This is a genomic window from Nostoc sp. (assembly GCF_035638895.1).
Taxonomy (GTDB): Bacteria; Cyanobacteriota; Cyanobacteriia; order Cyanobacteriales; family Nostocaceae; genus Nostoc.
In genome coordinates this window covers 1-15,141 of sequence record NZ_DASQZC010000263.1, presented here as the reverse complement: position 1 = coordinate 15,141, position 15,141 = coordinate 1, and the positions used below count along the sequence as shown (strand labels likewise).

General features: G+C 42.1%; 9 protein-coding genes. 4 read left to right on the top strand and 5 right to left on the bottom strand.

Translation table 11 applies throughout. From position 1 onward, the window contains the following. Positions 1-14: 14 nt before the first annotated feature. Positions 15-1,202: a tyrosine--tRNA ligase gene (tyrS, locus tag VE944_RS12720; protein WP_324977543.1), complete on the bottom strand. Its 1,188-nt coding sequence runs from the start codon at positions 1,200-1,202 to the stop codon at positions 15-17. A 173-nt stretch (positions 1,203-1,375) separates the two neighbouring features. Between tyrS and VE944_RS12715 the strand changes: the two genes are divergently transcribed. After that, positions 1,376-3,301, top strand: coding sequence for a transglycosylase domain-containing protein (locus VE944_RS12715; protein ID WP_324977512.1), 1,926 nt, complete (start codon positions 1,376-1,378; stop codon positions 3,299-3,301). A gap of 91 nt (positions 3,302-3,392) precedes the next feature. Here the strand turns inward: VE944_RS12715 and VE944_RS12710 are convergent, their stop codons facing one another. Both VE944_RS12710 and VE944_RS12705 read right to left on the bottom strand, forming a co-directional pair. Next, positions 3,393-3,716 (bottom strand): DUF1825 family protein, encoded by a 324-nt coding sequence (locus VE944_RS12710; protein WP_109011164.1) that lies wholly within the window; start codon positions 3,714-3,716, stop codon positions 3,393-3,395. 125 nt (positions 3,717-3,841) lie between these two features. After that, complete coding sequence (locus VE944_RS12705; protein WP_324977506.1) at positions 3,842-4,774, bottom strand: J domain-containing protein; 933 nt, start codon at positions 4,772-4,774, stop codon at positions 3,842-3,844. A 189-nt stretch (positions 4,775-4,963) separates the two neighbouring features. Here VE944_RS12705 and VE944_RS12700 point away from each other — a divergent pair, with 189 nt between their 5' ends. Then, positions 4,964-5,338 (top strand): NINE protein, encoded by a 375-nt coding sequence (locus tag VE944_RS12700; RefSeq protein ID WP_324977504.1) that lies wholly within the window; start codon positions 4,964-4,966, stop codon positions 5,336-5,338. A 13-nt stretch (positions 5,339-5,351) separates the two neighbouring features. Continuing rightward, the gene (locus tag VE944_RS12695) at positions 5,352-5,885 is read left to right on the top strand and encodes a ComEA family DNA-binding protein (protein ID WP_324977502.1); all 534 of its coding nucleotides are present in this window, start codon (positions 5,352-5,354) and stop codon (positions 5,883-5,885) included. Positions 5,886-6,012: 127 nt separating this feature from the next. Here VE944_RS12695 and lepB read toward each other — a convergent pair whose 3' ends face one another. Continuing rightward, a complete protein-coding gene (lepB, locus tag VE944_RS12690; protein WP_324977501.1) occupies positions 6,013-6,585 on the bottom strand; it encodes a signal peptidase I in 573 nt (190 codons plus the stop codon). Between the two features lie 1,738 nt (positions 6,586-8,323). Between lepB and VE944_RS12685 the strand changes: the two genes are divergently transcribed. After that, positions 8,324-9,232, top strand: coding sequence for a polysaccharide deacetylase family protein (locus tag VE944_RS12685; RefSeq protein WP_324977499.1), 909 nt, complete (start codon positions 8,324-8,326; stop codon positions 9,230-9,232). Between the two features lie 591 nt (positions 9,233-9,823). On the opposite strand, the gene VE944_RS12680 is transcribed toward VE944_RS12685, so the two are convergent. After that, positions 9,824-14,545 (bottom strand): glutamate synthase-related protein, encoded by a 4,722-nt coding sequence (locus VE944_RS12680; RefSeq protein WP_324977497.1) that lies wholly within the window; start codon positions 14,543-14,545, stop codon positions 9,824-9,826. Positions 14,546-15,141 lie beyond the last annotated feature (596 nt).

Below are 15,141 nucleotides of genomic sequence, written 5' to 3'. Positions count from 1 at the left end.
TCCCCACTTCCCATTTAAGGCACTAAACGCACAAACTTATTTTTCCCAACTTGTAAAACCTTACCTTGTAACTGGGCGGGTTCAGCAAAAGTAGTATCAACATCGGTAATGCGATCGCCATCTAAGCGCACTCCACCTTCTTGAATTTTTCGCTTACCTTCCCCTGTACTTTTGCATAAGCCAGTGACGTTGAGAATATAGGCTAACTTAGCGGGATGCGATACCTCAGCTAGAGAGAATTCTGGAACTGCACCTTCCTTTCCACCGCTTTGGGCGGCTTCTTTAGCCTCTTGGGCTGCTTGTTCGCCGTGGTACTGTTTGACAACTTCCCATGCTAAAAGTGTTTGGCGATCGCGGGGATTTTCTGGCAGATTATCCAAGGGTAAATCCGTCAGCAGTTCAAAATACTGTTCCAGCAGATTATCTGGAACCCCTTGTAACTTCTGATATTTTTGCCCCGGATGTTCCGACAACCCAATATAATTACCTAAAGACTTGGACATTTTTTGCACCCCATCCGTGCCAATCAAAATCGGCGTTAGCATCCCAAACTGTGGCTTTTGACCAAAATGACGCTGCAAATCTCTGCCCACAGCAATGTTAAATTTTTGATCAGTCCCTCCTAATTCCACATCTGCCTCAACGGCAACGGAATCAAAACCTTGCATTAACGGGTATAGGAACTCATGGATAAAAATTGGATTCTCTTTTTTATAGCGATCGGCAAATCCTTCTTTCGCTAACATCTGCCCCACCGTCATCGTCGAGAGTAACTCCAAAATTTTCTCTAAGTTTAGCCCAGAGTGCCATTCGGAGTTATAACGCACCTCTAACCTTCCTGGTGTGTCAAAATCCAAGATAGGACGTACTTGGTCAAGATAAGTCTGAGCATTTTGGGCTACATCTGCTTCTGTAAGCTGACGACGCACTTCAGATTTACCTGTCGGATCGCCAATACGTGCTGTAAAATCGCCAATAATCAGAACTGCTATATGTCCTGCATCTTGAAACGCTCGCAGTTTCCGTACTGGTATGCTATGACCAAGATGAATATCAGTACCTGTAGGATCAATGCCCAATTTGATCCTCAAAGGTTGGTTTGTAGTTAACAAGCGCTTTTCTAAACTTTCACTGTTAACATCAACTGGTTGTGGGAAAACTTCTACCACACCACGACGCAGCCAAGCTAAATCTTGCGTCATACTAGAAAATCCACTGTTAGCTATGTTTTGCACACCAGAAGTTAAATTGGTTATAAACACTTGCAATTTATCCACTTTCTCATCTGCCAAACTACTATAATTGCAAAAAATTAACCGCCTTGCTTCGTCCAATCAATTACAGTTAAATTTACAAATGAGGAAGTGAAATCGCCGTGTCGTCTTCTAGGACTTTTGAAGATAAACAGCCACAACGTCGGGCTTCATCAGGTTTTGAGTTTTTAAAAGGAGTCGGTCAGGTAACTGGCGGTACTCTCCTCTCAATGACCATGCTGGCAAGTTCCATTGTAGCCGGAGGACTAGTTGGTTTAGCCATTAGTTTCCGCAATTTGCCAGATGTAAGACAGCTACGTAACTTTTTTCCCTCAGAAACAACTTACATCTATGACCTTAAGGGTAAACTTTTAACCAGTATCCACGGGGAAGCCAACCGGGAAGTTGTGCCCCTGGATAGAATTTCCCCGAATTTAAAACGGGCAGTATTAGCAAGTGAAGATAGCCACTTCTACGATCACCACGGTATCAACCCTACTGGTGTTGGCCGTGCTGTAGTAGTTAACGCTGTAGCAGGTGGAGTCAAAGAGGGCGGCTCTACTGTTACTATGCAATTGGTAAAAAATCTATTTTTATCTCGCAAGCGTGTCTTTACCCGTAAGTTAGCAGAGGGGGTGCTAGCAATTCGGTTAGAACAAATTCTCACTAAAGACCAAATATTAGAAATGTACCTCAATCAAGTTTATTGGGGTCATAACAATTATGGTGTACAAACGGCAGCCCGCAGTTACTTTAATAAGTCAGCAGAATATTTAAGCTTGGGTGAGTCAGCAATGATGGCGGGTTTGATCCAAGCACCAGAAGAATTCAGCCCGTTTGCGAGTATGAAGCTAGCAAAACAGCAACAAAAAGAAGTGCTAAAACGGATGCTGGATTTGAACTGGATCAACCAGTCAGAGTACGACAATGCCCTTAAACAAGAAATCAAACTTGGTAGAATCAAATCCTTTCAAGGTAGTGCCCTACCTTATGTAACGAACACCGTAGCGCAGGAGTTGGCTAAAAAGTTTGGGCGTGAGACACTACTCAAAGGCGGGATGCGGGTACAAACTACAGTTGACGCCAACTTCCAAATCATGGCAGAGGAAACTGTTGGTAAGTGGCATAAATCACTCCTTGGGCAGGGATTATCTAAGAATCAAATTGCCTTGGTAGCAATTGATCCGCGCACGCATTTTATCAAAGCACTAGTGGGTGGTGTAGATCCTAAGACCAGTGAATTCAATCGTGCAACTCAATCTCAACGTCAGCCTGGATCTTCCTTTAAACCGTTTGTATATTATACTGCTTTTGCTACTGGTAAGTATGGGCCAGACTCAACGGTGGTAGATGCCCCAGTCAGTTATCGAGATGGTGACGGTTGGTACTTTCCCAGAAATTATGATGGGGGTTTTAGCGGAGCTATGCCAATCCGCACAGCTTTAGCCCAGTCACGTAACATTCCTGTGATCAAGATTGGTAAGGCTGTGGGGATGAATAGAGTCATAGAAACCTGCCGCACCTTGGGCATTATGAGTCCGATGGAACCTGTTAGCTCTCTTCCTCTAGGTGCAATTGGTGTTACTCCCCTGGAAATGGCTAGTGCCTATGCAACCTTTGCTAATTATGGCTGGCAATCTCCACCCACTATAATTGCCCGTGTCACCGATAGTAGTGGTAACGTGTTATTAGATAACACCCCTAAACCACAGCGAGTTCTCGATCCTTGGGCATCGGCAGCAATTATTGATGTGATGCGATCGGTAGTTACTAATGGTACTGGTAAAGGTGCTGCCATAGCTCGTCCAAGCGCTGGGAAAACAGGTACAACTTCCTCAGAAAAGGATATTTGGTATGTTGGCACTGTGCCACAACTAACCACTGCTGTTTGGGTAGGAAGGGACGACAACAAACAATTAGCTAGTCGTGCTACGGGTGGCGGTATGGTTGCTCCCATCTGGAAAGATTTTATGGAGAAGGCGCTTAAGAATGTACCAGTAGAAAACTTTAAGCCACCTTCCCAGTTTCCTCGGCCTAAGTCACAATAATTTTAGATTCTGGGTCGCACCTTTGGTGCGCTTCCAGCGCAACTTGGATTTTGGATTGGCAATTAATCCAAAATCTAAAATCTAAAATTGACTAGGCTTGTTTTTCTAGTTCGGCTTTCATCCGTTCTAAAGTGAGGTGCATTTGGTCAAACATTTGCTGTGGGGTGACACCGAACTGACCTAACTGTGTTTTCAGTTGTTCTACTGTCATTTGTGCCATGAAATCTTCTGATAGCTCGAAGCGCTTCATAAAGATGCGATACCGATCCATCATGGCTTCCATTTGCTCAATAAATAGCTTTTTGCCATCGCGATCAAATTTGCCGTAGTTATTACCAAGCTTGATTAGTGCTTGATAATCCTCAAACAGCTGTTTTGCTTCTTGCTGAATTATCTCAGAATCGAAGAATCCCATATTGCTTATATTAAACTGAGTGTCCAGACTCAGCAGCTTAATAGCTTTACTTCTATTATTATTTTAGTCTAGGAGAGTAATCTAGTAACGAAGCTTCGGTTTTAGTACGGTTTGTTACCGAAATTTCAACACTTGACTTGAGAACCTTTCTTTTGAGTAAACCGACTTAATAAAGCCGCAAAACTCATAGCCGTAGCCATTGATTTAGGATTGGTGTTTTTACCAGATTGAATTTTCACTTCGGGAGCGTATTTCAAAGCTAGTGAATTTTGCGGATTCAGTTTTAATGCTTGATGGATGTAAACCCTGCCCATCCCGATACATTTCTGTTTGAGATGTACCAAACCTAATAAGGCATAATAGTCGCTGTTATTTGGCTCTAATTTGATGGCATCGCGCAATTCTTGCACGGCTAGAGGCCATTTGGCTAGCCTGACATACTCCATTGCTCGTTGGTAGTGACGTTGAGCGTAGTTTGTCAAAACTGGTTTGACATCAGTTCTTTCATATAATGTCAATTCAACTGGCTTAACTTCTACCTCAGGGAGGATGCTAACAGCTTTTTGTTTTAATATAAGGTCTGGTTTATGCAACCGTAAGTATACTAAATTTAGTGTACTAATTTGTTGCGTTACCTGATAAAACTGATCTAATGATTTGTATTGATCTTCTGCATAGCAGGCGATCGCTTCTTCGTAAAATAATTCTGCTTGGGGTGTAGACATTTCCATAATTTTCTGAGCTATGGCACTTTGAGAAGACAAAGGCTTCTGCTCAGAACCTTTTGCAAGCGATCGCAGCATAGCGATCGCCATCAAGCGCTTATCTCGATGTTTCAGTTGTTCATAAGCTGGATTGATTAAATGGCTAAATATTGCCGTTGCTAATTCTTTGTCTGGATTGCAGCTTTTGGTATAGCGATCGGGATGCAGCAGCTTCGCTAAAGTGTGATAGCGTTTGAGAATCTGGCGATCGTCAGCAATTACAGAAATTCCTAATACAGCGTAAGGATCACAAAGCTGTTGAAGCCATTTTGGCGGTAGGAAGGTCTGTGACATAGTAGTAATTAAGCTGTTAAAAACTTAAAATTAGCATCAAAGCTCAATGCACAGTCATGTGAAACTTACTCAAATTTCTGCAAATACTAAATTATGTCTGGGAATTCTCATCTAAAGGTCTAAAGGGTAAGGCAGAGTAGTTGACTGTCTAATTGTCGGAACTATGGTATTGGTATATTTATTAAAAATATGTTGACTAAGCGCAAAAGTCGAAGTGTTGCTGCTGTTTTAGCTTTTTCCGGCACGCTGACAATTTCAGGATTACATAAATTCTATCTGGGACAGCCGTTGTGGGGTGTTTTATATGTGTTGCTTTCATGGACACCGATCCCCAAGGTAGCTAGTGCCATTGAGGGAGTTTGGTATTTAGCCCAAGATGAAGAAGTTTTTGATCAAAATTTTAATCTAGGTAAGTCAGCAACAAGAAACTCACAAAAGGCGAGTAATCAGGTAGGAGCGATCGCTGAGGCAATGCGTGAATTAGATGCTCTGCGCCAGGATGGGCTAATTTCAGAGTATGAATTTGAGCAAAAGCGCCGCCAATTGCTAGACCAGATTTCTTGAGGTAAGCGACAACATGAATAATTGGCTACCTTTGAACCCCAGGCTGCAAAAACTCCGCGCCAAGCTCCTCAACGATCCTTACTATCGTCTACAATCTGGGGAAGAAATTCAGCTAGCGGCTAAATTAGGTATCCGCATTGATGCTAATCAAGCGACTGTAGATGATTGGTTACGCTTACCAGGTTTGTCAATTCACCAAGCGCGATCGCTTGTAGAACTTTCGCGTTCGGGTGTTAAATTTTACTGTATTGAAGATATCGCTGCGGCTTTGGCTGTACCAGCGCCGCGCCTGGAACCATTAAAGCCTCTGCTGAATTTTATTTACTATGACCATGAATCTTTAGAAAGTCCGGCCCATTTAATCAATCCAAATACAGCAACAGTTGAAAAGTTAGCCCAAATTCCATTTATTGATTTGTCCTTAGCGCAAGCAGTGATTCAAAATCGGCAATCAGCCGGGCCTTACCGTAACCTGGCTGATTTCCAACGGCGTTTAGAGTTACCTGGTGATGCGATCGCTCAACTGATGTATTATTTAAGGTTTTAAGTTAGAAGTTTTAAAATAACTCCTAACTCCGCCAATTTTAGATTTTTAGTCACACTTTTGATACCCTTACAGTGCAACTTGGATTTTCGATCAAAGGAAAAATCTAAAATCTAAAATCCAAAATTGATTAAATGAACCCAATACGATCAAGAGGCCAAAAGCGAAACGCTGCTCGACCAATGACATTTTCTCTGGGTAAAAAGCCCCAATAACGAGAGTCATTACTATCGTTGCGGTTATCTCCCATGACAAAAAACTCATCCTCTGGGACTTTCACTGGTTGATATGGCTGATTTGGGGGTTCAGCGATGTAGTCTTCTGCCAAGGCTTGACCATTGAGATAGACTTTGCCAGAAGCAACACTAATTACCTCACCAGGCTGGCCAATAACCCGCTTAATGAAGGCTTGGTCTTTGGGATATCCTCGACGTTGTAGTTCTGCGGGTGGCTGAAAAACAATAATATCCCCAGTTATGGGAGGGTGAAAATGGTAGGATATTTTTTCAACTACCAAGCGATCGCCTGTATGTAAGGTAGGCAGCATCGAATCAGAAGGTATATAGCGGGGTTCGGCGATAAAAGTCCTGATAAAAAATGCCAAACACAATGCGATCGCAATTAAAATCAGATTTTCTTGCCAACTACGCCATACTTTTAACGACGCACGCTCTTCTTTTGCATCACTTTCGTGAGGAATCATAAAAGTTTCTAGCCAGTTTAAGAAGTGGAACAAATACCTTGATTATTTTGACTCAAAAGGTATACTAAGAAACATGATGGATTCTGCATAAATCCATACTAAATTTTAAATAATACAATTATCGCATCTACCAAAGACAAGCAAAACTACTGTAAATCAACTATGACCTGTTTAAGGCAAAATAAGCTGATGATTAGGGTTTTTAGATAGATAATTAAAAATCTTAATTCTAATTGCTGCAATTATAAGGCAAGTTATGAGATGATTTTCAATTTTGCTTCCTACTGCTAAAAAAGCAGTTACCGATTGGTAGAGTGATACAGCCAGTCGGTTTTTTCTTTGAGCAGAAAATTGCTAATTGAAAGGCAAATACAATTTAGGGACTTCCAACAAATAAATTACCCAATCTTGTGGGGTGGGCGACACGAGCGCCCGTAGTCCAAGGCGGGCTTTTGTTTTTGGCTCACCCCACAACAAATCAAGTATTTTTTTATTTGCAAGTCCCTTAGCGAATGCCTTAAATATAGTAATCCGATTTGATTGCATGAAAAAATTTAAGTATATGTAGTGGCCTAGCACAGCTAAATTAGAGGAATAAATTTTGTACTTTGGGTCGTTCGCGTCAGCGTCGCGCAGCGAAGCATGAGAGGCAACACCCCAATGAATATTGGGTTTCAGGTTGCATCATTTTATTTGTATCACGCGACTACGTATATTTCAAAAAACTTGCATATTTTGAATTTTACATCAACTGATTCTACTGAATTATTATTTTAGTATAGATATATACTATTCAACGACTACTTTAACAGTATGGCTATAAAGATGTGAATAAATTGCGTAATTTTACTGTGACACTATATACTAAATTGTACTATTAATAATATATATCTCCCTTACTATCAAGAAGAAGATTAACAGACAAAAAGCTACTAGTAATTTAGGCTTAAGTATCAGCATCAAAAACAGAGTTAAGCTGCTGATAAAATCATTTTTGCTGAATGACTTAAAAGTATCTAGATTAACGAATAAATACCCCTTGGCAATGAGAAACTATACTTAATCAATTTTCGTCTGTCTATCTTATAGAAAGTTCAATGCAACATTCTCTAAGTTAAAAATTTAACTTTTTCTTAAAAAGGAAGGAATGGCAGCAGGCAGTAAGATATATCTTATCAAGAATAGAACTGATAGTTTATTAGACTCTTTTCTGACAGATACCCTGCTCCTTGTAAGTAGTTTTGTATGTTAATTAAATAATTTACTCAGCTACAAGTTATACAGCTTTCCTGTCAGAAAGTCTTGCTATAAAAATTTCAGCTCACAAAAAATGCAAATTGTAGGCATGAGAGTTGAGCTACATCTTTTTTGCAAAGTTATAAAACTTAAAAGGATAATGCTGCCTTAACAATAAAGAGGATTTTGGGGTGTCATTAATTATTCGATTGCGCTCCTTCTTAGAGCTAGCGGTCAGAATGTGGAAGTTCAGACCTCGCCTTTTATAAATGGATTGACATTAAACAGTATCAAATATTGTATAAGCGATCGCCCAAATCTAGAGCATCTAGATTTCAGTTAAAGCTGTATAGCCTGTCTTATCGATTTTGAATTGTCGTTATTCCCAATTTTAATTTTCAGGATTACCAGAAAACAGATGATATCTAAGATATCTAAAAAAATGTGCTATGACGTACCGTCATAACGTGGTTGATGGTTCGATATTTGAAGGAGCTATGAGGTGGAAAACAATAAGTCGGTTCTGTGGCCAGAAGGAATATTAATTGCACTGCTTGCCTTATGTGGTGTTTTTAGCCTTGCTTTCATGATGCTTCTAAGGCCAAATCCTTCGGAGGCTCAGAATAGACAGAGTATAAATGTCAAGAATATAGCTGCAAACGCTGGAACTCAGCAGCGCATTGAAAAATTAAAAGTGGCAATGCTTACAAGTTGGCAGCAAGGAGCACAAGTAAAGGGACTAGCCTACTCTCTACCATCACGTTTTCAAGGGGCAGTAATTAACGCTGCAAAACTTACTAAAGGGGAGAAAGTAATTGCTCTCACCTTTGATGATGGCCCTTGGCCACAGACCACAGAGCAAGTGCTAGATATTCTGAAATCAAATAATATCAAAGGGACGTTTTTTGTTGTTGGGCAGAACCTAAAAAATTATCCAGAATTAGGAAAGCAAATTGTAACTCAAGGTCACGTCATTGCCAACCATACTTGGCATCACTGGTATCACTTCATGAATCCACAAGCTGCTGCTTTTGAAATAGATCGCACAACAGACCTCATTTATCAAGTTACAGGTGCTAAAACAAATATCTTCCGACCGCCTGGTGGCATGCTGCACAATGGTTTAGCAGCTTATGCGAAAGGCCGAAAATATGTTGTGGTGATGTGGTCAGCTGACTCCATAGATTACAAGTTGCCAACTGTACCAAAGTTAATAAATAACGTGATTAGAGATTCAAAACCTGGTGGTATTGTCTTAATGCATGATGGTGGCGGTAACCGTTCCAGAACTGTGCAAGCTTTACCAGAAATTATTAGCAACTTGAGAAAGCAAGGCTATCGTTTTGTTACTATTCCAGAGCTTTTAGAAATGGAAGATGCAGACCAAAAGTTGATTGCTAAGAAAAAGTAATAATTATTAATTATAGGTAATTAGTTAATAGTAATTGGCTAAACACTAAAATTATTTTTTTTGATTAAAATGCCTGTTTTCTGAAAAAATGTAACCGTTCATACTCCTCTCCACCTTTTAACGAGAAATCAAGGTTTTCATAGATTTTGCCGGGGAGTGAATGATTATCTAAGAATATAAACTTTATTTTTAAACAATTATGCTTATACCTCATACCAATTTTTTATAAAGCTGCATAGAATTCGATCCCCCCTAGCCCACGCCAGTCGCTCCACTTGGGGAAACCCCAAGACCGTGCTGGCTCCCCTTAATAAGGGGGGAACCGGAAAAACATCCATCAAAGTCTCCCTTTTTAAGGGGGATTTAGGGGGATCAAGATATGTGCAACTTCACATTAAATTGGTATCAAAGGTATTTCCCTTGGGGTATTTTGCTTATTCAAAGTATAAGAACCATTGTCACAGGAAACCGGGTTTAGCCTTATTACATGAATACTACGAAAGTTTTTTGGCGCTGAAAACCTTGTTTTATCAAAAGGCAGGCCGAAAAGCCTGCCCCGCAAGATTGGATAATTTATTTGTTGTAAGTCTCTTAATGACTGCTTACTAAACTAAACTCAGTTGTTTTTTGTTCAGGATTGGCTTCTGGACTATCAGCTTCAGAAGGCGGAACTAACTGCCAGAATTTCGGCAAAAATTCTTGCCAGTTTTGCAGAATTTTCTTCGCTTTTGGTGAACCAGTGCGTTCCGCATGAGTTTTGATTAACTCTTGCAGTTGTTTTGCACCTGCTTCTGTAATCACCCGTTGGATTTTGACAATTTCCGGGTTGACTAACTCACGAAACGAGTCCTTTTCATCTAAGAAGTACGCCAGTCCACCAGTCATTCCAGCTGCTACGTTACGTCCTACTTTGCCGAGGACAACAATCACACCACCAGTCATGTATTCACAGCAGTGATCCCCAGCGCCTTCAATCACTGCTATGGCTTTGGAGTTTCTCACAGCAAAGCGCTCTCCTGCTAAACCGTTGGCAAATAACATGCCACCAGTAGCACCATAGAGGCACGTATTGCCAACTATCACGTTTTGTGATGCGTTATAGGTAGCATCCGTTGGAGGTTTGATGATGATTTCACCACCATGCATCCCTTTACCTACGTAGTCGTTTGCCTCTCCTTCCAGGTTCAGAATTATGCCGGGGAGGTTGAACGCACCAAAGCTTTGCCCAACACTACCTGTAAAGTTGAGATTAATTTGTCCTTCAAAGTCGCTATCACCGTATTGAGAAGCGATCGCTCCCGCTAATCTTGTGCCTACTGTTCTGTCAGTATTGACAATAGGGTAAGTCTTGGTAACAGTGGACTGATCCCGAATGGCAGTCTGAATGTCGGGATCGGCAAGCATCTTGTCATCCAAAACCACGCCGTTGCTGTGGACTTCTTCATGCACTAACCAACTACGATTGTCTCTGGTATCTGGTAGCTTCAGTAAACAGTCCAGGTTCAATGACTGCGTTTTGGTGAGTTTTGCTTCTGGGCGCAGTTTCAACAAATCTGCACGTCCAATGATTTCTGACAAAGAACGGTAGCCAAGTCGTGCTAACAAACTACGCACTTCTTCGGCGATGAAGTAGAAGAAGTTAACAACCTGTTCCGGGATTCCCGTAAACCGCTTGCGGAGTTCTTCTTTTTGAGTAGCAACACCCACAGGGCAGGTATTCATGTGGCAAACTCGCGCCATGATACAACCTTCAGCAATCATGGCGATGGAGCCGAAACCGAATTCTTCAGCGCCCATCAATGCACCTATTACCACATCCCAGCCACTTTTTAGTCCGCCATCCACACGTAAAATCACGCGATCGCGCAGGCTATTTTCCATCAAGACGCGATGCACTTCACTTAAACCCAGTTCCCACGGTGAACCAGCATGTTTAATGGAACTGAGTGGCGATGCACCTGTACCACCATCATGTCCAGAAATCTGGATAATATCAGCGTTTGCTTTGGCTACACCAGCAGCGATCGTGCCAATGCCAACTTCTGCAACTAACTTTACCGACACCTTGGCTTTGGGATTAATTTGGTGCAGATCAAAAATTAGTTGTGCTAGGTCTTCAATGGAATAGATATCGTGGTGCGGTGGTGGTGAAATCAGCGTCACACCTGGCTTCGAGCGCCTTAACATCGCAATGTATTGGCTCACTTTGGGGCCTGGTAGCTGTCCACCTTCCCCAGGTTTAGCACCTTGGGCAATTTTGATTTCAATTTGTTTGGCGTTGACTAGGTACGCTGGCGTGACACCAAAGCGTCCCGATGCAACTTGCTTGATGGCACTATAAGCTTGATCACCATTCCGCAATCCTTTTAAATGAGGTAGGGTTGGCGAGTGACCAGACTCGTCTACATCATCTAAAACTGTATAGCGCACTGGGTCTTCGCCGCCTTCTCCAGAGTTAGATTTACCGCCAATGCGGTTCATGGCGATCGCTAAAGTTTCATGGGCTTCTCTTGACAAAGCACCTAAAGACATGCCACCGGTGCAGAAACGTTTGACAATTTCAGTTACTGACTCTACTTCTTCTAGAGAAATTGGGGTGCGATCGCCTTGGAAGTCTAGCAAGTCACGCAAGGCTGTTACTGGCCTACCTTGAAGATGCTTCTTGTAAACTTCGTAGTGGTCGTAGTTTTTGCCATCTAAAGCCTTATGCAGCGCCTTAACCATTTCTGGGCTATTCATGTGGTACTCGCCGCCAGGACGGTACTGCACAAAGCCCAGGTTTTGTAACTTATTGGTCGTCACTTCTGGGAAAGCTTTGCAGTGGAAGGAAAGCACTTCATCAGCTAGTTCGCTAACACTCAAACCACCGATCCGGGAAGTCGTACCCCGGAATCCCAGTTCGATTAAATCTCCACCAATACCAATAGCTTCAAAGATTTGGGCTGCTTGATAGCTGGAGAGCAGAGAAATTCCCATCTTGGAGAGAATTTTTAGCAAACCTGACTCTACTGCTTTGCGATAGTTTCCTAAAGCTTGTTCTAGGGTGAGGGTGGGAATTTTTTCTACACCCATTAACTTTTGAGTTTTGGGATCAGACCACCAATCACGCACCGTATCCAAAGCCATATACGGACAAACTGCACCAGCGCCGTAGCCGATGAGACAAGCGAAGTGATGAGTACTCCAGCATTGGGCAGTATTGACAATTAGGGATGTTTTCATTCGCAGCCCTTCTCGAATTAGGTGATGATGTACAGCACCCACTGCTAATAGGGGAGGAATGTATGTATCTTCTGGGCTGATACCGTCATTTGCCTTATCGCTTAAGATTAAAATTTTTGCACCTGCGCGGACTGATTGGGCTGCTTGTGCTTGTAAAGATTGGACTGCGGCCTTTAATCCTTCAGGGCCGGTAGCGATCGCAAATCGGGTTGACAACTCAGCAGTGGCAAATCCTGACAGCTTAATTGCCTCTAACTCACCATCAGTTAACACTGGTGATTCCAGCTTCAATCTCCGAGCATATTCTGGCTTGGGTTCTAATAAGTTACCCCGTTCACCCAGTTCTACTTTCAAAGACATCACTAGCTTTTCCCGCAGGGGATCAATCGCTGGATTTGTCACCTGAGCAAAACGCTGTTTGAAATAGTCATAAAGCAGGTGGGGTTTTGTTGACAGCACTGCTAAAGGAATATCATCACCCATGCAGAAAGTCGGCTCTGAACCTCCGATCGCCATTGGATGAATCACCATTTCTACATCTTCTGTGGTGTAGCCAAAGGCAGTTTGCAACTGAAGCAATGTTTGCTTGTCAATTTTGTTAGTTCTACTATGCCCATTACCATTCTCAGCAGCCAGATGTCCATTTCCATTTAGATGTGCCGACTGACTACTAACAATTTGTTTGAGTTCTTGACGATACTGTTGCAGCCATTCTCCATAAGGGTGCTGCTTGGCAATGCGCTGCTTAATCTCCCAATTCTTTAGGACTTCATGATTTACTAAATCCACGGCAATCATTTGTCCTGGGCCGAGTCTACCTTTCTCGACAATATCGGCTTCTGGAAAGTCCACTACACCAGCTTCGGAAGCTACTACAATGTAGTCGTCTTTGGTGATCAGGTAGCGAGCCGGTCTTAAGCCATTACGATCTAGAGTTGCACCAACTTTTTTGCCATCGCTAAATACTAAAAGTGCTGGCCCGTCCCACGCTTCTTGCAGACCACTGTAATATTCGTAGAAATCAACAATTTCGGGATAATCAGCTAAAGAAGGCTGATTTTGGTAAGCCTCTGGAACCATAATCATTAAAGCTTCCAAAGGGCTGCGTCCAGAGCAAACCAGCAATTCCAGCACATTGTCTAGGGTAGCTGAGTCGCTGTTATCAATATGAACTAATGGCTTGAGTTCCTTGATGCGAGTCTCCTGCGGAGAGGCTGCGCCAACGCTCCATATAGGATGATTCAGGCTAGCTTCTCGTGCCATCATCCAGTTGATGTTACCCAACAAAGTATTGATTTCGCCGTTGTGACCCAAAAGCCGCATTGGTTGAGCTAGTGGCCACTTGGGCATTGTGTTGGTACTAAAGCGGCGGTGATAGACAGCAAAGGCGCTTTTGTAAGCTGGATTCTTTAAATCGTCATAAAAGCTGCCCAATACGGCAGAACGCACCATGCCTTTATAGACAATTGTGCGGCTTGACAACGAGCAGATATAAAATTCTTCTGAGATGTTGGTTGCAACTTTACTAATTCGACGGCGGGTAATATACAACTGTCGTTCTAATTCATCGCCGCTTTTGTCAACAGAAGCTAACAAAATTTGTTCAATCTGGGGTTGATTTTCTCTTGCTTGTACCCCAAGCAAATCAGGTTGCACTGGCACAACTCGCCAACCAAGTACAGTGAATTTTTCTTCAGCAGCTACCTGCTCAACTGCCGCTCTAGCTTTTTGTGCTGCTTCCTGGCCTTGTGGTAGAAAGATCATCCCAACAGCTATATTATTGATGGATGGAAGTTCCTTTCCACTTTCGGCAAAGTCTTGTTGAAACAACTCCCAAGGGATCGCTGTCAGTACTCCAGCACCATCGCCAGAGTCTTGATCGGCGCTACAACCTCCCCGGTGTTCTAAGCAGGTTAAAGCAGCTAAGGCTTTTTCGACAATTTCGTGGCTAGTATGATTTTGGCGATGAGCAATAAAACCCACACCACAGGCATCTCGTTCCTCTACTAACCACTTTTGCCCCTGATAGGTATCTTTTGAGTTGATATTTGCTGTGATTTGTTGGTTATGATTCATCGGTTTATTATTCATACCCTGTTCCTGAAGTATTGAGTTACCAATTTTGCTACTACGTTATGGGAAAAATTTTCTAAATTCAGCGATGGAAAAATATACAAGCACCGAAATTTAGGGAAAAAAAATTTTAACTTCGGTTTTACTTTGTTAGTTCACCCGTGTTAAAATTTTTGCGTATTTTTTATGTATTTATGCGGTGTTAGACAACTTACCTCCGCCAAGACATCATTTTTGCCCTGACAGTTTCTTTTTTATATTGTGAAGCTAAATATTTTCTCAATTCCCTTTTTCCAGATGCACGCTAGCTACTCATAGAGCCTATTTCGGCTCACCTGAAACAAAACTAAAACTGAACGCTGTACTATTTTTTAAAGCCAAAGTCAAAATAATTCGTAATTAATCCTGACAATCAAGAACTCGCTCTGGATGTTGGCGTAGAATCTCCCCTTTTCCCAAAGGGAGAGGCTGGCGCCAAGGGAGAAGAGAAGGCTTTAAGTTACGCTACCTTAATTCGTAGTTGCAATCAGTGGGGGGTTACACCCTCCATTGTCTTGTTAATCACTAAATCTTTAATTTAGTGTGGGCTGCTGTACCCTTTTAATTACGAATTA